Here is a 23567-nt window from a genome sequence, read left to right as displayed (position 1 = left end):
CCCTCAATATGCATTTGCACAGAACCCCTTTATGCATAAGCATTTTCACTTTATTATTGTATCTGCTTTTAAAAAATGATACAATCAATCTAGCTTTTAATGTCTAATCGTATTATTGTTTTGTCTAATTGCAATAGTCTGATTGCAATCGCAGGAGGTGCCTATGTCTTCTTTTTCAGAGTTTCTAAAAACCCTCGACTGTCAGATCTGTCCGAACTCTGCCGGATTCTGCTCTGCCGGTCAGACATTTCATATGCAGGGCGAAGATTTTGACGGCTGTTACTGGTACTATGAAACCGATCAGTTTATTGTAGATATCCATGATTTTTTCATAACAAAGGAAAAGATCGTCGGATCCTTTTCCGGACTCTCCCACCTGTTTTCCTTTAATTCCACCTACATCAAATCCGCTAACGGAGAGTGTTTTACTCCTTATCAGACACTGACCTCCAATACGCTTTTGGTCTCCAGTACAGAAGAAACCTCCGCCCGTTTTCTTCTCCATGGCAACTCCCCCTTTCTCAGCGTGGGGATCAGCTTCAAGGAAAATATGATCCAGGAATATCTTGCTTCTTCGGATATCCCCGCGTCTGACGTCTTTTTCGATACCCGAGAGCTGGTCACCAAGCCTCTGGAGCTTCTGGCAAACGCCATTTTAACCTGTCAGATGACAGTTCCTGCCGCTCAGCTTTTTTTTGAGGCCAAGGCCAAAGAATGGCTCAGTATCACTTTGGACGCCTACCTGAACAAATCCCGGCTCCGCCAGATTTCTGCCGCCGACAAACGCGGACTGGAAAATGTGGAAAACTATATCAACGACCATTATGCACTGGACATTCCCCAGGAGCTTTTGGAAAAAATTGCCATGATGAGCGGGACGAAACTAAAAACGCTCTTTTCTTTGAAAAATCAGATGAGTATTACCGAATACTCTCAGAGAAAACGGATGAACATCGCAGAGACGCTGCTGTCCACCACCGATCTGGAGATAAAGGATATTGCCAAATCGGTGGGATACGCTTCCCACAGCCGTTTTACCACGCTGTTCAAAAAGTACAAGGGGATTTATCCCCGGGAGGTTAAAAAGCAGTCCTTTGCCAGCCATCCCGCCGCTGATTGCCACAAACATTCCTGCCGCAGGACCTTCCCCGATCCGTCAGACTCCCTCCCCCTTTGACCACAGGCAGCCTTTTTGTATTTCCACACGCAAAAGACTCCGGACCTATGATACCCGGAAGCACATTGCTTCCACGGTCTCCTGGCCGGAGTCTTTCCTTCTCCCCTGCGAAAGATGATTCTATCTTTTTACTTTTCTTTTCCTGTCTGTTCCTTTTTCGTTCTTCCGTCCTTCTACAGCTTCCAGATATCTCTGTTATACTCCGCGATGGTTCGGTCTGAAGAGAAAAATCCTGCCTTTGCCGTGTTCTTCAGCATCATGCGGCTCCATTTTTCTCTGTCCTCATAATCGGACAGCATTCTTTCCTTCGTTGCAATATAACATTCAATGTCCAGCAGCGCCATAAACCAGTCTTTGTGGATGAGATCCTGATACAGCCGGTTCAGACTTTCCGGATCTCCCAGCGCCAGCAATTCCTCTCCTACAATGAAATCCACCAGCTTCTTGATTCCTTCCCTGGACGCATAGAGATCTTTTGCACAGTAAGAGCCTGTTTCATAAAGTCGGATCACTTCCTGGCTTTTTGCTCCGAAGATGTAGATACTGTCCTCGCCTACCAGATCGCAGATCTCCACATTGGCTCCGTCCATGGTTCCCAGTGTCACGGCTCCGTTGAGCATAAACTTCATGTTTCCTGTTCCGCTGGCTTCCTTGGATGCCAGAGAGATCTGTTCTGAAATGTCGCAGGCAGGAATCAGGTATTCCGCCTTGGTCACGTTGTAATTTTCTACCATCACCACCCGCAGATACGGTCTTACTGTCTCATCTGCCTCAATGAGATCACGCAGGCACAAAATCAGATGGATAATATCCTTTGCCAGCGTATATGCAGGAGCCGCCTTTGCGCCAAAGATCATAGTAACAGGTGTTTTCGGCAGGTTTCCTGCCTTGATCTCCAGGTACTTGTGGATGATGTAAAGGGCGTTCATCTGTTGTCTCTTGTACTCGTGGAGCCGTTTGATCTGGATATCAAATACAGAGTTCTCACAGATTTCTACATTTTGTGTTTCTTTTAAGTAATTTTTCAGTTTCTTTTTGTTGTCCGCTTTGATCTCCAGCAGTCTGTTTCGCACCGCTTCCTCCGCTTCATAGGACAGAAGCTTCTCCAGTTCCTGTGCGTCTTTTTTCCAGCCGCTGCCGATCAGTTCTGTCAGGTATTCTGCCAGGCTGGGATTGCAGTGCATCAGCCAGCGGCGGAAGGTGATCCCGTTGGTTTTATTATTAAATTTCTCCGGATAAATGTCATAAAAAGCTTTCAGCTCAGATTCCTTCAGGATATCTGTATGCAGAGCGGCAACACCGTTTACGCTGAATCCATAGTGGATATCCATATGCGCCATGTGAACTCTTCCATCCCCGTCAATAATGGCAACCGCCTCGTCGGGATGTGCCTTTTTCGCCTTCTCGTCCAGCTTCCGGATCACCGGCATCAGATGCGGAACCACCTCTTCCAGATAAGAGGACGGCCATTTTTCCAACGCCTCCGCCAGAATCGTGTGATTGGTATACGCACAGGTCCTGCTTACCACATCTGCCGCTTCCTCAAAGGACAGACCTCTCTCTTCCAGAAGGCGGATCATTTCCGGAATCACCATGGAAGGATGGGTATCGTTGATCTGAATGACCACATGCTCATGCATCTGTCTTACATCATAGCCCTTCTCATCCATTTCCTTCAGAATCAGCTGCGCACCGTTGCTTACCATAAAGTACTGCTGGTAGATCCGAAGCAGATGTCCCGCCTTGTCGCTGTCATCCGGGTAAAGGAACAGGGTCAGGTTCTTTGCTACCGCCGTTTTGTCAAAGCTGATCCCTTCTTCCACCAGGCTTTCATCCAGGGTATCCACATCAAACAGGTGCAGGCGGTTTACTCCACTTTCATAGCCCGGCACATCTATATCGTACAGTGTGGACCGTAGCTGAAAGTCACGGAACGGCACCGTAAAGTGGATCCCTGTGTCCACCAGCCAGTTTTCCTGCTCGATCCAGGGGTTTTTCACTTCTTTTTGTTTCCTGTTTTCCAGTACCTGGCGGAACAATCCATAGTGATAGTTCAGACCGATCCCCGCTGCGCAAAGTCCCAGCGTTGACATCGAATCCATGAAGCAGGCAGCAAGCCTTCCCAGTCCTCCGTTTCCAAGAGACGGCTCCGGTTCCACCTCCTCGATCTGAGAAAGCAGCTTTCCTTCTTGCTCTAACAGTTCCTTTACTTCATCATACACGCCCAGATTGATCAGGTTGTTGGACAGAAGCTTTCCAATCAGGAACTCTGCCGAAATGTAGTACACTTTTTTTGTTCCCGGATTTTCTTTCTTTTCTTTTGTCAACTCCTTCGTCAGTCCCAGCAGACTGTAATAAATTGCCTTGTCGTCCGCCTGACCGATGGTGCTTCCCAATCTTTCCTCAAGTTTCTGTTTGATGTTCATTCGTTTTCCTCCTGCTATCTTTCAGACTCTGATGTCTTTTCTTCTGCTATACTCTCCCGCAGACGCTTGTAATACGGCCGATCCTTTTTGCCAGCTGCCCGCTCAGGGCCCCTTGCTTCATCCGCCAGCACCAGTTTCCCCCCAGGGTAGAGGGTGTATTGATACGGGCGCTTCCTCCCAGTCCCAGGTAATCCTGCATGGGAATGATACAGGTATCTGCCACACTTCTCATAGCCAGGCAGATGTAGTCCCAATGGATCTCTTCGTCTGCCGTCGCCTGATTGTTCAGATAAGACAGCGCCATTTCCTTGTCTTCTTTTTCCAACGCCCGGTACCAGCCCTGCAGCGTATCATTGTCATGGGTGCCGGTGTATACCACCGCATTCCTCTCGTAATTGTGAGGAAGATAGTCGCTTTCCTCACGGGAATCAAAGGCAAACTGCAGCACCTTCATCCCCGGATATCCGCTGTCTGCAAGAAGCTTTCGCACACTGTCCGTCAAAAATCCCAGATCCTCCGCAATGATGGGGAGTTCTCCCAGTCTTTCCCGGATCGCAGCAAACAGCTCCATTCCCGGCCCCGCTTCCCATGCGCCGTTTTCTGCCGTTTTTTCTCCGTAGGGAATCGCGTAATACTCGTCAAATCCCCGAAAATGGTCAATCCGCATAATATCATACAGCTGGAAACAGTGCCGCACCCTCTGAAGCCACCAGGCATAGCCGGTCTTTTTATGATACTCCCAGGTATACAGCGGGTTCCCCCAAAGCTGCCCCGTAGCAGAAAATCCATCCGGCGGGCATCCCGCCACCTTGACCGGTATATTCTTCTCATCCAGCTGGAACAGCTTTGGATTCGCCCAGGTATCTGCACTATCCAGCGCCACATAGATAGGAATATCCCCGATCACGGAAACTCCGTTTTGGTTGGCATAGGCCTTTAGCTTTTTCCATTGTTTCTGAAAATAAAATTGTGTAAATCCCCAGAACTCCACCTGGTCTGCCAGCTTTTCTTCATAGGCTTTCACCGCTTCCGGTCTGCGGACGCGGATGCCTTCCTCCCACTCGCTCCAGCTTTTCCCCGCAAAAGCTTCCTTGACTGCCATATACAGGGCATAGTCTTTTACCCAGTACCCCTCCGTTTCCAAAAACGCAGCCCATTCCCTGGGTTTGTTCTGCCGCCAGGCCGCATGGGCTTTTTTCAGCAGCGGGAATCTTCCCTGATAGATTTTTTCGTAGTCGATCTGCTCCTCCTGCGTTCCCCAGTCATGCTCCTGGCAGTCCTTTCTGTCAAGAAGTCCTTCCTGGATCAACTGCTCCAGATCGATAAAATACGGATTCCCCGCAAACGTAGAAAAAGACTGGTACGGAGAATCTCCGTAACCAGTTGGTCCAAGTGGCAGTATCTGCCACCTGGACTGTCCGGATTCCTTTAAGAAATCCACAAATTCATATGCCTCTTTTGAAAAACATCCGATCCCATACCTGGATGGAAGGGATGAAACAGGCATCAATACTCCACTGGTTCTCATGCTCGCTTTTCCTCCAACTTCCCTAGCCTTTTACTGCTCCTGCTGCCACACCCTTAATGATGTATTTCTGACAGGAAACGTAGAATACAATGATGGGAACGATCGCCAATACCAGAACCGCCATCATGGCTCCCATGTCGATGGAGCCGTAGCCTCCCTGGAGGTACTGCACCGCGATGGGAATGGTTTTGTAGTCGGTTCCAAGCACCAGATACGGAAGCAGGTAGTCATTCCATACCCACATGGTATTCAAAATAGCCACCGTGATAGCCGTAGGCTTCAGGATCGGCCACACGATCTTAAAATAGATCTGTATAGGGCTGCATCCATCGATCATAGCCGCTTCTTCCAGCGAAACCGGGATAGCCTTTACAAATCCGCTGAACATAAATACGGAAAGGCCGGACCCAAATCCCAGGTAAATCAGGATGATCCCCACCGGATTATCCAGATACAGCATGTTCGCTATCTTTACCATGGGGAACATCACCATCTGGAAGGGAACGATCATGGCAAACACAAACAGGTAATACACGATACTGGTAAACTTGTTTTTTACCCGGGTGATCCACCATGCCGTCATAGACGTAAACAGCACAATGACCGCCACCGAGCAAACGGTGATAAACAGGGAATAGCCTGCCGCTTTCAAAAATTCTGTCTTGGAAACTCCCTCGATATAGTTGCTCAGCCCCACAAAGGTATCTGCCTTTGGCAGCTGGAAGGGAGCGTCACTGATGTACAGCTTTCCTTTCACCGAATTCATCGCCACCAAAAATATGGGAACCAGGAAGGTGACGGAGAGCACTACCAAAATGACGGTAAGCAGATTTCCCACGCTTTTGGAAACTTCCATTTCCGGCGCCATCTCTTTTCTTTTCTTTCCTGCCATTAGTTCTCCACCTCCCTCTTTCTGGTAATAAACAGCTGCGTCAAAGCGATCAGCGCCACGATCAGGAAGAAGATCACCGCTTTCGCCTGTCCGGCTCCTTCCCATCCTACTCTTCCGTAGAAGGTGCTGTAAATATTAAGCCCCAGCATCTCCGTCGATTTTCCGGGAGCTCCGGCTGTCAGCGCCAGGTTCTGGTCAAATAGCTTAAACGAGTTGGTCAACGTCAAAAACAGACAAATGGTAACGGATGGCATCACCATAGGAATGGTGATCTTCGTCAGAGCCTGCCACTTGTTGGCTCCGTCAATCTTTGCCGCCTCGATCACGTCTGTAGAAATATTCTGGATCCCCGCAATATAAATGATCATCATATATCCGATCATCTGCCAGTTCATCAGGATCACCAGTCCCCAGAATCCGTATTTTGCTTCTGCCGTAATGGTCACGCCAAATTTTGCCAGTACCCCGTTGATCAGGATCTGCCAGATATAACCCAGTACGATCCCCCCGATCAGGTTGGGCATAAAGTATACCGTCCGGAACAGGTTGGTTCCCTTGATCCCTCTGGTAAGAACATAGGCCAGGGTGAATGCCAGCACATTGATGGAAATCACAGACACCACCGTAAATTTTGTAGTAAACCAGAATGCGTCTAAAAACTCTTTTGTCTGGAATATTTTGATGTAGTTGCTAACCCCCACAAACTCTGCATCCATGATCGTCGTAAACTCACAGAACGACAGAAAAATCCCGATGATGAACGGTGCAAGAAAAGCAATGATAAATGCGATAATTGTGGGAAGTGCGAACAATGCAAAATATTTTTTGTATGATTTTTGCATATTGTCTCTCCTCTGCTTCCAATCCTTTTGTGCGAACGAAACGGGCGGACCTGTTTTCTGCCCCACCCGTTTCGTCTTGTTGTCATACTATTTCAGTCTATTGAGCGTTAGCTTTTTCTGTTGCCCATTCTTCTGTCATGTCGCTAACGACCTTGTCCCACTCTTTGGATCCCTGTGCATACTCAAGAAGAGATGCGCCGAAATCGTCCTTCCACGTCTGGCTCGGCATTGTTGTAAAGTTCCATGGAACGTTTGCTTTGTTCTCGTCTGCCATGTACTTCAGGATCTCTTTTGCCAGCGGATCCGTCGGCTTCTCTTCATCAGAGAAGGTGTTGAACGGTGCGATGAATCCCAGATCCTTGGTTACAAATGCCTTTCCTTCATCAGAGTTGAACAGCCATTCCATAAATGCGATGGTTGCCTTCTGATCTGCTTCGCTGACTTTTGCATTCACACACATATAGTTCTCTGTTCCGATGCAAAGTCCCTGGTTTTCTTCTCCCTCCAGGCCAATATAGATTGGAAGGAATTTCACACTTTCTTCTTTTACAGTGTTTCCGTCTACGCCGCTGATCTGTCCCCATCCCCAGTTTCCGTTCTGAACCATTGCTACTTTTCCAAGTGCAAACTCTGACATGGAGTCATCTACAGATTTGGAGCTCAGAAGCTTCGCCTCTGTAACAGAGTTGTTCAGGTACAGGTCAAAGATCTGCTTGTACTCTTTGTTGTATGTAAAGTCGATCTTGTCCGGATTTGTTTCGTCTTTATCCTTGTATTCTGCATTCAGAGGCAGGTTCATCAAGTGTGTCTGCCATCTCCAGTCCTCTCCCGGTTTCAGAGAAGTAGAGGCAAACACGCCTTCGATTCCCAGCTGATCCTTCTTTGCCGTCATGTCTTCTACAACAGCTTTCAGCTTGTCAAAGCTGTTGATCTCTTCTGTAGAAGAAATGTCTACCGCTTTATCAGAAAGTGCAAAATATTTCTGCATGATCTCATCATTGTAGATGATTCCGTATCCTTCTTCTGCAAACGGGATTCCGTATACGCCCTCGCCGTCCTTCACTGCCATATCCTGATCCAACAGCCAGCTGTAAAGCTTGGTGTCCTTCAGATCTGCTGTATATGCCTTCCAGTTCTGATATCCCACCGGTCCGTTGATCTGGAACAGTGTCGGCGGATTCTTCTTTGCCACCTCGGATTTCAGTGTCTGCTCATAGGTTCCCGCCGCTGCGGTTACCACTTTCACTTCCACACCAGTCTCTTCCGTGTACTTCTTTGCAATTTTTTCCCAGGTCTTTGCTGCTTCCGGCTTAAAGTTCAGATAATATACAGAACCTTTGTCGTCTTTTGCTTCCTTCTTTCCACATCCTGCGAATACGGAAAGTGCCGTCACTGCTGCCAATCCCAGGGCAAGCCATCGTTTTTTGTTTTTCATAATCCTTCCCTCTTTTCTGAATCTTTTCGGTTACTTAAATCTACGCCTATCTTAGCAGAGAATTCCGGATTCTTTTAACAAATTAACAACTTCCAATGCAAAAAAATATACTTTTCAGTCTCCCTGCTTTTTACTCTCTTTCTTTTCCCCTCTCAAAATCTCCCCGAAGCTACCACTCCTGTCGGAACCTGTCTATGCTCTCATCCGAAGCCTCCACAAAGTCCTGTGACGTGATCTCCCCTTCCGCCAGCTTGGGCAGATACTTCCCGATGGTTTCTTCCTGCAGGATGGAATTCCACTTGACCTGATAATTGGGAACCAGTCCCGAAACGTTCTGGTAGGCCTGGATATAATCCTGCTGCGCCGCCTTCCCGGTACTTCCCTGTGAAGAAAACAGTCTCTCCTTTTCCTGTTTGTTCCGGAGGGTGCGGAACTTCAAAAACTCCACCGCTCCCTTTTTGATCTCCTCGGAGTACCCCGACACCACCGACCATCCGAAGGTCTCCGGGGAGGAGACCAGCGTATTGCCCGGAAAGGCAGAAAAACGCACCTTGTCCTTCCATTCTGCCGGAATCTGGTCGATCATCCAGTAGCCGTTGGCCACCATCGCGGCCTTTCCGGAAAAGAAATCATTATAGGCCACATCAAAATCCGAATGCAGCGCCTCCTTGCCGGCATAGGAAAACAGCTTTTGCAGCGTCTCTGCCAGTTGTTGCCCCTGGGCATTGTTATAGGATTCCGGATAAAGCGTTTCCATAAAAGCCAGTCCCTCCGGCGTAGAAGCAAGCTGCGCCGTGGCAAACAGCATGGGAGACCAGCCGGTTCCCTCCGTATGGAGCGCCAGCGGTGTGATTCCGTGTGCCTGCAGCTTGTCGCAGCATTCCCAGAACTCTTCCCAGGTAGTCGGAAAGTGGTCGATCCCCGCCTGTGCAAACAGCTCCTGGTTCCAAAAGATCCCGGAGCAGGAAAAAGCCGCCGTGCTGATGGGCGAGAGATAGATCCCCCCATCCGGTTCTGTACAGCCCTGAAGGACAACCTCTTCTATGGAAGAACTCCATTCCTCATCTGCCCGGATCTCATCCGACAGATCCTCGATCCTGCCCTCTGTGACCATCATGTGGTAAAAAGAAGGAAGCATCCGCAGATCCGTGATAACGGCCGGCAGCTGGTCTGTCACGTTCATCCGCTTCAGGTTCTGACGGTATTCGTCCTCTGTTTCCATGATCCAGTCCACCTTTACCTGATAGCTCCCTTTGTATTTCTGGTTAAAGGCTTCCACCAGCTCCTGTTGGTTCTTCTTGCCTGTCGTAGGGTTTACCGTAAACGTGATGGGGATTTCCACTTCCTTTTTTTCCGTTTTCTGTGTCTTTTCCTTTACAGGGCCGCACGCCGACAGGCACAGACACACTAGCAGCCCTCCTGTCAGAAATGCCGCCGTCTTTCTACAAAATATCCTCTGCGCTCCTGTTTTACGATTCCGCAGATTCCTTCGGAAGAAGGACGTAGCAGTTTGTTCCGGTTTCCTGCGTTTCATACCACATCTTCACCTCCTCTCCATATTTCAGCCGCAGTCTGGTGACCACATTTATCATGCCGTACCCCCGTTTCTTTTCCGGGAATGCCTTTTTGATCTCTCCAAAGGGAAGCTTCATCAATCCGTTTAGCTTTTCCATTACAGCCTCCGGCATGGCGCTGCCGTTGTTAAACACGCAGATCAGGATCCCCTCCGCTTCCTCCGTTACCCGAATCCGGATCAGTCCTCCTTCAAATCGATCTGCAAATCCGTGCTTCAGCGCATTTTCCACCAGCGGCTGCAGGATCAGCTTCACTACCCAGACTTTTTCGGGATCTACCTGGCAGTCGATTTCATAATGAAAAAGATTTTCGTTGCGGATCTGATGGATCTCCATGTAGCTTCTTACATTCTCCAGTTCCGCCTCCAGCGTTACCAGATTTTCTCCCTTGCTGAGGGACAGACGAAGGTACCTGGAAAGCGCCTCTATCATCCGCATGGTCGTCTCCTCTCCGTTCATCCGCGCCAGCATATAGATGGTATCCAGCGTATTGTACAGAAAATGCGGATTGATCTGGCTCATCAGCGTATTCATTTCACTGATCCGAAGCTCTTTTTCCTGATCCTTGATCTCTTCCAGCAGCGTCTGGATCTTTCCCAGCATTTCATTATAGGAATCCCCGATCTTGTCCAGTTCCGTGTTCGTCTGCACATGGACCGTCCTCGTAAAATCCTGTCCGTCAAACCCGGTCATCGCATCGCTGATCTCCTGGATCGGTCGGGTAAAGCGTTTGGAGAAATACAGACTTAAAACCACCGCCGCCGCCAGAACCAGCAGGTAGATGATCCCCATCACCTGTAACACCTGCGTCAGCCCTCCCGTCAGGGTACTGTCCGGCACAAACGTAAACACCGTCATCTGGCTTTCTTTTTGCCGATAGGCGCAAAGTACCCCGCCTTTTACCCGTTTCCCTTCCAGGATCATCCGGCTTCCGCCGGTCTTTTTGATCTCTTGCCATACCATTTTCCCGATGGCTTCTCCGTCTTCCCGTCGGGTCCACAGGGTACAGGCGCGCCCGTCCGCATCCAGGATCCCTGTTACCGCCTGGCTTGTAACTTCTTGATCTCCCTTTATGATCTGGTCTAAAAAGGGAGTACGCATCTTAAAAAACAGCATGCCCGGCGAGTGGGCATAATTCATGCTCCTGACGTACCTGCCTACAAACAGCGCCGGCTCCGTTCCGCCAAACAAGGTATCCTCCTTCCAGAACCAGACCGTCCGGGAATAGGCGTCTCCAAGCTCTGCCTCCAATCCACTGTTTTTTACCTCTTCATACGTCAGATTGGAGTAGGAGTGGTGGTACACATTCTGTTTGTTGTCCACATAGCAGTATTCTTCCACATACTCCAGATCCACATAGGCAAAATATTTGCTGAGAGCGTGCTTTTCCACATCTTCCAGTTCCCGCACCTGAAGACTTTTTTGGACCTCTTCATACAGGATACAGTCTGCCATCACATTGTCGCTTTTCCGATAGAGCTCATCCAGCGCGATCCCAAGCTTTTCATTCATAAAGACATACTTGTTGGTGATGCTCTCTGTCAGCTCTTTCCGCACATAGGTCCAGACGCCTGCGCCGGAAAGCAGAAGCGCCACCCCCAAAAGTGCGAGAGTATGCAGCAGATATTTGGTTTGGATCCCTTTGGTGATCATTTTTCTTATCATACCTTCATTTCCTTTTTGTATTCACTGGGAAGGCTTCCCGTGTATTGCTTGAACAAATGGGAAAAATAGGAGGGGTTACTGATCCCTACCTGCTCGCAGATGGCTCCGATGCTGTAGCCTCCCTCCTCCAAAAGCTGCTTCGCCTTTTCCATCCTCTGCTGCAGCAGATATTTCTTGAAGGTCATATGGAACGTATTTTTAAAGACCCGCCCAAAGTAAACCGGGTTCAGATACACGTGGGACGCCACCGAAACAATGGACAGTTCCTCTTCTTTCAGGTTTGCTTCAATATAGGCCAGGGCGTCCGCCAGATATTCTTTCCCCTGAACAGGCTCCTCCGCCTGCGTCATTCCCTTTCTGGCCTCTATGGATTCACACAGGATCCGATAGCACACGTCTACCGCCTTCGCCGCGTTCAGGCTCTTCATATTCACATAATAGCTTTGAAATTTTTCCTTGACTTCCTCCGTCATCCCATAGGATCCCTGGATCATCAGCTCCGTTTTCAGCATAACCTTATGAAGATGCTGCTCCTGCAGGTGTTCTTCTCTTGGCAGCAGATAGAGAAATTGCACAAAGGCCTCCTTCAGATCCTCCTGGCTGTTTTTCCGGATCGAATAGACCACCCGGGTCTCTGCGTCCGCCAGATAAGATCCCTCTTCCCGTTCTTTGGCCTTCAGGAATCTCAGATCATTTCCACCTGCCGTCCCCGCTTTTAGAAATAGTTTCGTTGCTTCTTCTGTGCTTTTCTTTAATCCCCGAATCCCTTTATACGGCTTGGAAATGGCGGCTACCACGCGACTTCCTTCTTCCTGTCGCAGCCTGTCTGTCAAGGATTTCAGTCGATGAGCCATGGTGTTGTCCTGTGTCTTGACCAGAAAGACCATCCCTCCCTCTGCCCCCTCAAAGGGTCTTAAAAACACGTCACCGTTCAGCTCTTCCTCCAGCTTTTCCAAAAAGCTCCGCCGTCTTTTTTCATATTCTCCGGCGTTAATGATCTTATCTGCAATATCAATATCCGTGCAAAGGGCAAGAAATCCGTCTTTTTCTTCCAATACCCCTCCGATGGTTTCAAATACTTCCTCCAGCTTTTCCTCTGAGATCAGGTCATAGATGTACTTCTCTACCAGTACCTGTAAAAAGCTGGTTTCGTCTTTTCTCAGGATCTTTTCATACGATTCATATTTTTGCTCCGTTTCGATCTGACGCAGGCATACCTGATAGGCTCCGGTCATGGTCTCCTCCAGCTTCTTTTCTTCAATGGGCTTCAGCAGATATGCATAGGCTCCCAGGTCGCAGGCCTGCTGTGCATATTCAAAGTCCCGGTACGCACTCAGGACAATGAACAGGCTGTCGATCCCTTCTTTTTTTGCCTCTTCCATGACCATAAGTCCTGTCATCTGTTTCATGCGGATGTCTGTCAGTACCACCTGCGGTCTGATGCTGCGGATCACCTCCAGCGCCTGTTCCCCGCTTTGTGCGGATCCCGCCACTTCAAATCCCATTCCTTCCCAGTCATAGGTGGTCAAAAGTCCCTGAAGCAGGATCGGTTCATCGTCTACCACCACCAGTTTCAGCAGCTTTTTCATCTTCATCCCTCCCGTTCCCTTCTCTGTAGAACAGTGTACCACAAAAACAGCCTCACTGCATCCGGCTTTCGCTTTGATGCAATGAGGCTGCAAAGGTAAGATAAGAAGTCATTCGTTGTCCGTCTGTCTTTCGGCGGCCTGCACCACATGCTTTGCCAGAACGGAAGTGGTGATACTCCCCACTCCCCTTGGCACCGGGCTGATATGAGAGGCCTGCTCCTGCACCGTCTCAAAATCCACATCTCCCCACATGTTGCCTTCTTCATCTACGTTAATCCCTACATCTGCTACCACGGCTTGCTCTCCCACCATGTCCTGCGTGATCATTCTGGCCTTTCCGGCTGCCGCCACCAAAATCTCCGCCTCCCGGCACACCCCAGGAAGATCTCTGGTCCTGGTGTGACAGATCGTCACAGTGGCATGTCGCTTCAAAAGCAGCATGGAAAGAGGTCTTCCTACCACCATACTCCGTCCTACTACCACCACCCGTTTACCGGAAAGGGGGATCTTATAGTGATCCAGAAGTTCGATCACCGCCTCCGCCGTACAGGGCGCATAGCCGGTATCGTCTCCCGCAAATACCTTGGCCACATTGGCCGGGCACATCCCGTCCATATCCTTCCCGGGATCCACGATCCTCTTAGCGGCCTCTTCGTTCAGATGTCCGGGCAGAGGACGAAACAGCAGGATGCCATGCACCCGGCCGTCTTCGTTCAATTCTTTCAGCCTCTCTTCAAAGGTTTCCTGCCGGATGTCCCGGGGAAGCTCTACTGTACGGCAGTCGATTCCCAGAAGCTCCATCCGCTTTTTTGCCCCCCGTTCATAGGCAAGGTCATCCGGTCTGGCTCCCACCCGCAGAATGGCAAGACAGGGGCTCACTCCCTTTTCCTTCAGACCTGCCACTCTTTGAAGCAGCTCTTCTTTCATGGCATTTGCCACATCCGCGCCTTTCATTACTATGCCCATAGCTTCCTCCTAGCGAATCTTTTCTAATACGGCAAGATAGATCTCCTCTTTCAGCGTCCTCGCTTCCCTGATCAAGGCATCCGCCTCTGCGTTCAGCTTTGCCACCTGCTCCTTTTCCTGCATCAGTCTGGTATTGATGTATATGTTGAGAGAGGCGCCTTCCAGCGCCGCCTGCGCAAACAGAATCCCGACTCCCACATCACTGATGGCGATCCTGCTGCCCTTTTCTCCCAAAATCCGTAAAAGCTCCATCACCTGCCGGACCGTCTGCATGATCTGCAGGGGAACCCGGCTGGCTTCATACAAGGCTGCCTCCATGATTCTTGCCCGCTCTGCCTTCTCTTCCTCCGTCTCTCTGGGAAGTCCATACGCTCTGGAAAGAGGTTCAAATGCTTTTGCATCCTCATCTGTCAGGCGTATCAGTTCCTTTTGGAGCGTCAGAAGCCGCTCTTTTGTTTCTAAGATTTCTTCCTCCACCGCCGCATAGGTTTTCTTCCCTGCCGTCAGGTTGGCTACCATCATTCCCAGCGCAGAAGCAAACGCCCCCACCGCCGCCGAGGCGCCTCCGCCTCCCGGCACCGGCTCCTTCGAAGATAAGGCTTCCAGAAAGTCTGTTGTTTTTTGTTCCAGCATCATATGTCTATTCTCCTTAAAACAGTCCTGAGATCACTCCGTCTGCATCGACGTCGATCTTCTCCGCTGCCGGTACTTTGGGAAGTCCCGGCATCTTCATGATGTCGCCGGTCAACGCCACCAAAAAGCCCGCTCCCGCCGACGCTGTGATATCCCGGATGGTGATCTTAAAGTTTTCCGGACGCCCCAGCTTCTTTGCATCATCTGTCAGGGAATATTGGTTTTTCGCCATGCAGATGGGCAGCCCTGCCAGGCCTATTTCTTCAAAGTTCTTCAGCTCCTTTGCCGCCTTCGGTGAAAATTCCACTCCGGAAGCCCCGTATACCCTGGTTGCAATGGCCTCGATCTTTTCCCGGATCGATCCGTTCACATCATAGACATACTCCATGGTGCTTTCTCCTTCACAGAGACGAACCACTTCTTTTGCCAGTTCCTCCCCGCCTTCTCCACCTTTTGCCCACACTTCGGACAGCGCTACATTGGCTCCCAGTTTTTTGCAGGATTCTCTTACCAGCTCCAGTTCTGCCCTGGTATCTGTAGGAAAGGCATTGATGGCTACCACCACCGGCAGTTTATATACATTCGTAATATTCTCAATATGCTTCAGCAGGTTGGGAAGTCCCTTTTCCAGAGCTTCCAGGTTCTCCTGCGCCAGATCTGCCTTCGGAACCCCGCCGTTATATTTCAGCGCTTTGATCGTTGCCACCAGCACCACGGCATTGGGTCTGATACCGGACATGCGGCACTTGATGTCCAGGAATTTCTCTGCCCCCAAATCTGCCCCAAAGCCGGCCTCCGTGATCATATAGTCCGCTAGCTTGATCCCCATTTTTGTGGCGATCACACTGTTACAGCCATGGGCGATATTGGCAAAGGGACCGCCATGGATAAAGGCAGGCGTACCTTCCAGCGTCTGTACCAGATTCGGTTTCAGCGCATCCTTTAACAGGGCTGCCACCGCTCCTTCTGCGTGCAGATCTCCCGCCGTTACCGGCTTTCCGCTTCTGGAATACGCCACGATGATCCTGGACACCCGTTCCTTCAGATCCAAGATATCGTTGGACAGGCAGAAGATGGCCATGATCTCGGAAGCCACGGTAATATCAAACCCATCCTGTCTGGTCACTCCGTCTGCTTTTCCCCCCAGTCCGTCCACAACGCAGCGAAGCTGCCGGTCATTCATGTCCACGCACCTTCTCCACGCCACTCGATTGGTATCAATATCCAGAGCATTTCCCTGATGAATGTGGTTGTCCAGCATGGCCGCGATCAGGTTGTTGGCTGCTCCGATGGCGTGCAGGTCTCCGGTGAAGTGGAGATTGATATCCTCCATGGGAACCACCTGCGCATAGCCGCCTCCGGCAGCGCCTCCTTTTACTCCGAACACCGGCCCAAGAGAAGGCTCGCGAAGAGCCACCATTGTCTTATGGCCCAAACGGTTCATGGCGTCTGCCAGTCCGATGGTCGTGGTAGTTTTTCCTTCCCCGGCCGGAGTCGGGTTGATCGCCGTTACCAGCACCACTTTTGCGTCTTTTCGATGGATCAGTTCTTCCTGGTAGTAGCAATAATCGATCTTTGCCTTATATTTTCCATAGTTCTCCACATACCGATCCGGAATCCCTATGGAATCTGCTATCTGATTAATAACCTGCATCTCCGCTTCCTGTGCGATTTCAATATCACTTTTAAATCCCATATCGTCTGCCACCTTTCTGTCTTGTATGCTTCTTTTGAAACTGCTGCAATCCCTAAACTATTGTGGTTTCTTCTTTGGCATGATGTGTACCGCCTCTCCCACAGCGTCCTCCAGCGCTTCTCCCACGCCCTCATTGTAGGTGGGGTGCACACGCATTCCCTTCAGCATCTGGTCCGCCGTCATCTGATTGGCAATGGCCGTCACAAACTCTCCGATCATATCCGTTGCCCTGGCGCACATCATCTGCGCTCCCAGAACCTTCTGTGTTCCTTCCTCTGTCACAACCTTGATAAATCCTCGTTCTTCTTTGGTGATCAGAGATTTTCCGTTGGCGCTCATGACAAATTTTCCGGTTTTTACCGGAATCCCCTTTTCCTTTGCCACCTCTTCCGTGATTCCCACCGCCGCGATCTCCGGATCGGTATATACGCAGCCCGGAACCAGGCCGGTATCTACCGTAACCGCTTTTCCTGCCAGATGCTCCGCCACATAGATTCCCTGGGCGCTGGACAGGTGTGCCAGTTGCATTCCTTTGATCAGGTCTCCGATGGCATACACACCTTCCACACTGGATGCAAAGTTCTCATCTACCACCACTCTGCCTTTTTCCAGAACAAGGTCTACCCCTTCTCCCAGCAGTCCGTCCGTATTGGGAATCCTTCCCACTGCACACAGTACATACTGTGCCGAAACCCTGACTTCTTTTTCTTTCTCCAGGAATACACAGGCGTACCCGTCTTCCTCCTGCTCCACTCTCTGTACCGCTGCGGAAGTAAATACCTCCACGCCCCGTTTTTTCAGGATCATCCGCAGGTTCTGGGAGATTTCCCTGTCCTCCATGTTGGGAAGCAGTCTTGCCATGGCTTCCACGATCGTCACCTTACATCCCAGATTGGCGTAAACACTGGCAAATTCCACGCTGATCACGCCACCGCCTATGATCACGAGACTATCCGGAACCTCCCGGAGCCGGAACAGTTCGTCGCTGGTCAAAACCCCCGGAAGCTCCATTCCCGGGATCGGCAGCAGAAACGGTTTGGAGCCGGTAGCCAAAACGATCCTCTCTCCTTCATAGCAGGTCTCTCCCGCTTCAGAGACTACCCGAACCACTTTGCCCTTTTCCAGTCTCCCTTTCCCTTTGAGAAGGGTAACTCCGTTTCCCTTTAAAAGGGCTTCTACCCCCTGGCAAAGCTGCTCTGTCACACCCTCCTTGTACGCCAGGATCTTTCCATAATCATACCGGACCTCCGATGCAAAAACGCCAAACTGCTCACTTTCTTTCATCTCCCGATAGACGGAAGAAGCGTGTACCATTGCCTTCGCCGGAATACATCCCCGGTTCAGACAGGTGCCTCCTACTTCTCTGTCCTCCACGACGGCGGTGCGAAGCCCCGCTTTGGCGGCCTGGATTCCGCAGACGTAGCCTCCCGGTCCTGCTCCCACGATAATTACATCATATTTTTCCATCTTTCCTCTCCCTCATACAGCAGACGCCTTTCCGAAAACCATTTTTGCAAGAAGGCGCCTGCTGCCATTCCGTCTCTACTCTTTTGGGAACTCATATCGTAGCACCGGATTTCTTGCGGCTCCCACCTCGTCCAGTCTGGTAACCGGCGTTTCCATCGGAGCCTGGTGCAGCTGTTCGGCATCTTTCAGAGCCGTCTCGTGCAGTTTTCTCAGTACCGCCACCGCCTCATCCAGCGTTTCTCTGGATTCGGTTTCCGTAGGCTCGATCATCAGAGCTTCCTCTACAATCAAAGGAAAATACATGGTGGGCGGATGGATCCCGTTATCCAGCAAGCCTTTTGCAATATCCATCGCTGTCGCTCCAACAGATTTCTTCAGATCGGAAAGGCTCATGACAAACTCGTGCATACAGGTTTCGTCGTATGCCATAGTATAGATATCTTTCAGCTTGTTTTTCATATAGTTGGCGTTCAGCACCGCATTCTGGCTGGACGCCAGAATCCCTTCTTTTCCCAGGGTCATCACATACGTCAATGCCCTGACATCCACCAGGAAGTTGCCGTAGAAGGTCCGAAGCTCCCCGATGCTGTCCTTTGCTTTCTTCCGTACCAGGCTTTCCTCTCTTTCGATCAGGAAGGATGGCAGGAAGGACGCCAGATGCTCCTTGCAGCCTACCGGCCCGCTTCCCGGCCCGCCTCCTCCGTGTGGCGTGGAAAACGTCTTGTGCAGGTTCAGATGGATCACGTCAAATCCCATGTCTCCCGGCCTGACTGTTCCCATAATGGCATTGAGGTTGGCTCCGTCGTAGTAGCACTGTCCGCCGCACTCATGTACCAGTCTGGTGATCTCCAGAATATTTTTATCAAACAGTCCTACGGTATTGGGATTGGTCAGCATCAGTCCTGCCACATCGTCTCCCAAAGCCGCCTTTAACTTGTCCATATCCACACATCCGTCTGCTCCGGAAGGGATGCTGACTACCGAATAGCCCGCCATCACAGCACTTGCCGGGTTGGTTCCGTGCGCAGAGTCCGGCACCAGAATCTTGGTCCGCCTCTCTTCTCCCCGGCTTTTATGGTATGCCTTGATGAGAAGAAGTCCGGCAAATTCTCCATGGGCCCCGGCTGCCGGCTGAAAAGACATGCGATCCATTCCTGTAATCTCGCACAGGTATTCTTCCAGCGTCTTAAAAACATCCAGACACCCCTGTATCGTATGCTCCGGCTGCAGCGGATGGATCTCTGTAAATTCCGGAAGCGCCGCCATATCTTCATTGATCTTGGGATTGTACTTCATGGTACAGGATCCCAATGGATAAAAGCCGTCATTGACTCCATGGCATTTTTTCGCCAGCTCCGTATAATGTCTGCTGATCTCGGTTTCCGACAGATGGGGCAGACGAGGCGGCTGCTCTCTCCTGTCCGACTCCCCTGGCAAGCAGGGTTTTACATCGCATTCCGGAAACAGATCCAGGCCTCTTCCTTCTTTTCCCTTTTCAAATATCAGCATCCGCTACACCTCCTTTACGATGGCTGCCGCCCGGTCTATCTCTTCTTTCGTATTGACCTCTGTGCAGCACCACAAAATCCTGTGTTCGTCAAGGGGATATCCTCCCAGAATATCCTGTTCTTCCAACGCCTGCAGGATATCCTCCGAAGATTTTTCTGAAGTTGTGACAAATTCATGGAAAAACGCTCCTCCATTCTCTATGGTAAGGCCTGCTTTTTCCAGTTCCTCTGCCATATAATGCGCCTTGGAGGTACAAAGAGACGCCACCTTCTCCAGTCCTTTGCTTCCCACCGAAGCCAGGTACACTCCCACTCCTAGCGCACAAAGCGCATGGTTGGAACAGATGTTGCTGGACGCCTTCTCTCTTCGGATGTGCTGCTCTCTTGCCTGCAGCGTCAGCACATAGCCGATCTTTCCATTATGGTCCGTGGTCTGTCCCACGATCCTTCCCGGAAGCCTTCTGGTCAGAGCAGATACGCATGCCATAAAGCCGCAGTAAGGCCCGCCAAATCCCAGCGGTAGCCCCAAAGACTGCCCTTCACCGACGGCAATGTCCGCACCGTATTCCCTTGGCGTTTTCAGAATCCCCAGAGAAATGGGATTCACACTCATGATATATTTGGCTCCCGCCTCATGTACTGCTTCCCCGATCTCTTTTGCTTCCTCCAGGTTGCCGTAGAAGTTGGGATGCTGTATCAGCACGCATGCCACATCCTCTGCCAGCAGCGCCTGCAGGGCCTCCCTGTCTGTCCTTCCGTCTTTTGCGGGAATCTGTGTCAATTCTATCCCGTTGCCGAAACAGTAGGTCCGAACCGCCTCTACGACGAATGGATCTACCGTTGCCGAAATCAGAGCCGTTTTCCGCTTTCTCTCCCGGCACATCGCCACTGCCTCCGCCGCTGCGCACCCTACGTCATAGACAGATGCATTGGCTACATCCATTCCTGTCAGCTCGCAGATCATCGTCTGAAACTCAAAGGTGGCCTGCAAGAGTCCCTGACTGATCTCTGCCTGGTACGGCGTGTACGCCGTCATCATATTTTCCTTTGAAAGAACGCTTTTGACCGTGGCCGGAATATAGTGCCTGTATGCTCCCGCTCCTCGGAAAACAGTGGGAAACACATGATTTTTCCTTGCCATCTCCGTCATTTTCCTGCGAACGGAAAGCTCTGGCATCCCTTCCGGGATCTCCAGCTCCCTTTGTAGCTTCACTTCATCCGGAACATGTGCATATAGTTCTTCCATCGTCTGGAACCCTATCTCCTCCAGCATCTGCTTCTGTTCCTTTTCCGTACCCGGAATATAAATTCCCATAAGCATTCACCGCCTCTCTCTGCTTCTTCTGCCTGCTGTATCCGTCTGTATGCTGTTAGGCTTCTCCCTCCACAAACGCTTTGTATTCTTCCGCCGTCAACAGCTCTTCTTTTTCTCCCACTTCTTTTACCTTCACAAACCATGCTCCATACGGCTCCTCATTGATCTTCTCCGGAGCATCCAGAAGCTCTTCATTGATCTCACACACCACTCCGGAAACCGGAGCATATACATCCGACACCGCCTTTACGGACTCTACATCTGCAAAAGACTCTCCTATCGTCAGTTCATCTCCTTCCTCCGGAAGGTTTACAAACACCAGATCTCCCAGCTCTGCCTGTGCAAAATCCGTCAGGCCGATGGTGAAGACTCCCTCCTCTTCTTTTACCCATTCATGTGATTTTGAATACCGTACATCTTCTCTGAATTCCATAACCCTTCTCCCTTCTTCTGTCCATTGTGCTTTGTTTTCTTTCTCCCAACAGGTTCATTTTAATGGATATTGCTTCCTCTGTCTATTCTTATCCGCCGTCCTATTTCTGTTTTTTGTAAAACGGAAGCGCCGTTACTTCTGCTTCCACTTTTCGTCCTCGCACTTCTACCTGGACAGCATCCCCCAGATCCACGCTTCCCTCTTCTACCAGCGCCATGGCAATCGCGTATCCCAGGAAGGGGCAATGGGTGCCCGACGTCGTCTGCCCGATCTGTTTTCCATCCTTGGAAACCTCCTGGTGCTCGCGGATGATCCCTCGTCCCGTCACTTTCAGTCCGATCCTTTTTCTCGCCGGCGGATTGGCTGACAGGGCTTCCTTCCCGATAAATGCTTCCTTGGACATTTTTACCGCAAATCCGAGGCCGGTCTCCAGCGGAGATACTCCGTCGTCCATTTCATGTCCGTAAAGAGGCATTGCCGCTTCCATCCGGAGCGTATCCCTGGCTCCCAGACCACAGGGAATCAGGCCTTCCTCTTTTCCCGCTTCCAGCAAAATATCCCACAGCCGTTTCGCTTCCTTGCTGTCCACATAGAGCTCTACACCGTCTTCGCCTGTGTAGCCTGTCTTGGATACGATACAAGGGATTCCCGCTACGTTCCCATCAAAGACTGCGTGATAATATTTCTTTGGAACAGATTCCTCCTCGGTCAGCTTTTTCAGGATCTTCATAGCTTCCGGTCCCTGCAGCGCCAGCTGTGCATACGCATCCGACACGTCTGTAAATACCGCGTCGCCGAACTGGTGCTCTTTCATCCAGCGATAATCCTTCTCCCGGTTGGCTGCATTTACTACAATGAAGTACTGCCCCTCATTTTTCTTGTATACAATAAGGTCGTCTATCGTCCCTCCCTGTTCGTTGCACATAGGACTGTATCTGGCCTGTCCGTCCACCATATTTTCAAAGCTGTTGGTCAGAAGCATCTGCAGATTTGCCAGAGCGTCCTTCCCCTCGCAGAGGATCTCCCCCATGTGAGAGACGTCAAACAGTCCCGCCTGGGTACGTACCGCCATGTGCTCCTTGATCACTCCGGATTCATACTGAACCGGCAGCAGGTATCCTGCAAACGGCACCATCTTCCCTCCTGCTTCTACATGCGCTTCATATAACGGTGTTTTCCGTTCCATTGTAACTCCTCCTTTCATCCTGGTGAAAACTCTGTCAAGCCGTATCAAAAAGGGAGCTTCGCATTCGGAATATCGAATGACAAACCTCCCCTGTCGTGTACTCTTCAGAGCATTGTCCGGATCAGAGCTTTTGCCTGAGAGTTTCAAATATCCTCTTGCCCCTTCGGCGTCCCGCACTCTATCGGAATCTCTCTCTGATCCTTCAACCAATTCTTTCTTGAATTTGACTACATTATACTGACAACACTTCTTCTTGTCAATATTGTATTTGTCTGTTTTTCACAAAAACTTTGTTATATTTTTCATTATTTCGTTGCTGTTTTCACAATTCTCTGTGTTTTTCTCCTCCTTGATAGGCCTTAATCCATTTTGAGAACATAGTATGGCTGACATTCAGCAAATCGGCTCCCTTTCTGAGACTGATCCTCCCTTCTTTCCATAAAGCCAGTACCTCTTGAAAATTGTCGGGCATCTGCCTTCTGGGCCGTCCGAATTTGATTCCCCGCTTCTTCGCCTCCACGATCCCCTCTCTCTGTCTTTGGCGGATGTTTTCTCTTTCTATCTGCGCCACATAAGACAGAATCTGAAGCACGATATCTGCCATAAACTTTCCCGTCAGATCCTTTGCTTTGCTCCTTGTATCCAGAAGCGGAAAATCCAGTACAATGATCTCCGTCTTTTTTTCTTTTGTGATCCGATTCCATTCTTTTATGATCTCATCATAATTTCTCCCCAGCCTGTCGATGGACTTAATATACAGTTCGTCGCCTTCTTTTAGTTTTCTGATCATTCTTTTGTACTTCCTGCGATTAAAATCTTTCCCGCTGGCCTTATCAACGTAGATCCTGTCCTGTGCAATTCCTTCCTTTAATATGGCGCTCAGCTGCCTGTCAATGTTTTGTTCCCTGGTGGAAACTCTTGCGTATCCGTACTTCATGCTCATTCACTCCCATAAAATAAAGTCTGTACTGTTTAAAAGTTGCATACGACTATTTTATAGGGAAAACCATGCAAATCCGCCATTTTCGGCACAAAAAAATCACCGTCCCCACAGCCTTCAAGTTCTGCAAAAACAGCGATTTATACTGCGCGATCAGGGGCTCGAACCCTGGACACCCTGATTAAGAGTCAGGTGCTCTACCAACTGAGCTAATCGCGCATATCTTTATAGATTTCTTCAACGCAAGTGCTATTATACAATACTCATATTGAAATTGCAATACTTTTTTAACGCT

Annotated in this window: 18 protein-coding genes, 1 tRNA gene and 1 riboswitch; of the genes, 1 reads left to right on the top strand and 18 read right to left on the bottom strand. The window is 50.1% G+C overall.

Features of this window, described 5'->3' with window-relative positions:
- Window positions 1-163 precede the first annotated feature (163 nt).
- Window positions 164-1177, top strand: coding sequence for a helix-turn-helix domain-containing protein (locus SOW26_RS00860; protein WP_276960173.1), 1014 nt, complete (start codon window positions 164-166; stop codon window positions 1175-1177).
- Between the two features lie 173 nt (window positions 1178-1350).
- On the opposite strand, the gene SOW26_RS00855 is transcribed toward SOW26_RS00860, so the two are convergent.
- The 18 genes from SOW26_RS00855 to SOW26_RS00770 all read right to left on the bottom strand — a co-directional run bounded on the left by SOW26_RS00855 (window position 1351) and on the right by SOW26_RS00770 (window position 23491).
- A complete protein-coding gene (locus SOW26_RS00855) occupies window positions 1351-3603 on the bottom strand; it encodes a glycogen/starch/alpha-glucan phosphorylase (protein WP_276960174.1) in 2253 nt (750 codons plus the stop codon).
- A gap of 46 nt (window positions 3604-3649) precedes the next feature.
- Window positions 3650-5131: a 4-alpha-glucanotransferase gene (gene malQ / locus SOW26_RS00850; RefSeq protein WP_320651708.1), complete on the bottom strand. Its 1482-nt coding sequence runs from the start codon at window positions 5129-5131 to the stop codon at window positions 3650-3652.
- A gap of 22 nt (window positions 5132-5153) precedes the next feature.
- A complete protein-coding gene (locus tag SOW26_RS00845) occupies window positions 5154-6023 on the bottom strand; it encodes a carbohydrate ABC transporter permease (protein WP_320651707.1) in 870 nt (289 codons plus the stop codon).
- Complete coding sequence (locus tag SOW26_RS00840; RefSeq protein ID WP_154477038.1) at window positions 6023-6865, bottom strand: carbohydrate ABC transporter permease; 843 nt, start codon at window positions 6863-6865, stop codon at window positions 6023-6025. The genes SOW26_RS00845 and SOW26_RS00840 overlap by 1 nt, the downstream gene beginning before the upstream one ends.
- 97 nt (window positions 6866-6962) lie before the next feature.
- The gene (locus SOW26_RS00835) at window positions 6963-8300 is read right to left on the bottom strand and encodes an ABC transporter substrate-binding protein (protein WP_276959250.1); all 1338 of its coding nucleotides are present in this window, start codon (window positions 8298-8300) and stop codon (window positions 6963-6965) included.
- Window positions 8301-8469: 169 nt separating this feature from the next.
- Window positions 8470-9834 (bottom strand): ABC transporter substrate-binding protein, encoded by a 1365-nt coding sequence (locus SOW26_RS00830; RefSeq protein WP_276959252.1) that lies wholly within the window; start codon window positions 9832-9834, stop codon window positions 8470-8472.
- Window positions 9770-11539: a sensor histidine kinase gene (locus SOW26_RS00825; protein ID WP_276959254.1), complete on the bottom strand. Its 1770-nt coding sequence runs from the start codon at window positions 11537-11539 to the stop codon at window positions 9770-9772. The genes SOW26_RS00830 and SOW26_RS00825 overlap by 65 nt, the downstream gene beginning before the upstream one ends.
- Complete coding sequence (locus tag SOW26_RS00820; RefSeq protein ID WP_235899274.1) at window positions 11536-13128, bottom strand: response regulator transcription factor; 1593 nt, start codon at window positions 13126-13128, stop codon at window positions 11536-11538. The genes SOW26_RS00825 and SOW26_RS00820 overlap by 4 nt, the downstream gene beginning before the upstream one ends.
- A 108-nt stretch (window positions 13129-13236) precedes the next feature.
- Window positions 13237-14094, bottom strand: coding sequence for a bifunctional 5,10-methylenetetrahydrofolate dehydrogenase/5,10-methenyltetrahydrofolate cyclohydrolase (locus SOW26_RS00815; RefSeq protein WP_276959256.1), 858 nt, complete (start codon window positions 14092-14094; stop codon window positions 13237-13239).
- A gap of 9 nt (window positions 14095-14103) precedes the next feature.
- Window positions 14104-14727, bottom strand: coding sequence for a cyclodeaminase/cyclohydrolase family protein (locus SOW26_RS00810; RefSeq protein ID WP_276959272.1), 624 nt, complete (start codon window positions 14725-14727; stop codon window positions 14104-14106).
- A gap of 16 nt (window positions 14728-14743) precedes the next feature.
- On the bottom strand, window positions 14744-16423 hold the full coding sequence (locus SOW26_RS00805) for a formate--tetrahydrofolate ligase (protein ID WP_276959258.1): 1680 nt from the start codon (window positions 16421-16423) through the stop codon (window positions 14744-14746).
- A 57-nt stretch (window positions 16424-16480) separates the two neighbouring features.
- The gene (gene lpdA, locus SOW26_RS00800; protein WP_276959260.1) at window positions 16481-17890 is read right to left on the bottom strand and encodes a dihydrolipoyl dehydrogenase; all 1410 of its coding nucleotides are present in this window, start codon (window positions 17888-17890) and stop codon (window positions 16481-16483) included.
- A gap of 75 nt (window positions 17891-17965) precedes the next feature.
- Complete coding sequence (gene gcvPB / locus SOW26_RS00795; protein WP_276959262.1) at window positions 17966-19399, bottom strand: aminomethyl-transferring glycine dehydrogenase subunit GcvPB; 1434 nt, start codon at window positions 19397-19399, stop codon at window positions 17966-17968.
- 3 nt (window positions 19400-19402) lie between these two features.
- The gene (gcvPA, locus tag SOW26_RS00790; RefSeq protein WP_320651706.1) at window positions 19403-20713 is read right to left on the bottom strand and encodes an aminomethyl-transferring glycine dehydrogenase subunit GcvPA; all 1311 of its coding nucleotides are present in this window, start codon (window positions 20711-20713) and stop codon (window positions 19403-19405) included.
- Between the two features lie 55 nt (window positions 20714-20768).
- The gene (gene gcvH / locus SOW26_RS00785) at window positions 20769-21146 is read right to left on the bottom strand and encodes a glycine cleavage system protein GcvH (RefSeq protein WP_154477058.1); all 378 of its coding nucleotides are present in this window, start codon (window positions 21144-21146) and stop codon (window positions 20769-20771) included.
- A gap of 100 nt (window positions 21147-21246) precedes the next feature.
- Window positions 21247-22332, bottom strand: coding sequence for a glycine cleavage system aminomethyltransferase GcvT (gene gcvT, locus SOW26_RS00780; protein ID WP_276959266.1), 1086 nt, complete (start codon window positions 22330-22332; stop codon window positions 21247-21249).
- Between the two features lie 113 nt (window positions 22333-22445).
- Window positions 22446-22538, bottom strand: a riboswitch (glycine riboswitch).
- A gap of 116 nt (window positions 22539-22654) precedes the next feature.
- A complete protein-coding gene (locus tag SOW26_RS00775) occupies window positions 22655-23269 on the bottom strand; it encodes a recombinase family protein (RefSeq protein WP_276959268.1) in 615 nt (204 codons plus the stop codon).
- A 149-nt stretch (window positions 23270-23418) separates the two neighbouring features.
- Window positions 23419-23491 (bottom strand) — tRNA-Lys (locus SOW26_RS00770).
- Between the last annotated feature and the right edge of the window lie 76 nt (window positions 23492-23567).

Source organism: Suipraeoptans intestinalis, from assembly GCF_034091795.1.
GTDB classification, from domain to species: domain Bacteria; phylum Bacillota; class Clostridia; order Lachnospirales; family Lachnospiraceae; genus Suipraeoptans; species Suipraeoptans intestinalis.
The sequence above is the reverse complement of the archived record's forward strand: the minus strand, read 5'-3'. Positions and strand labels throughout refer to the sequence as shown.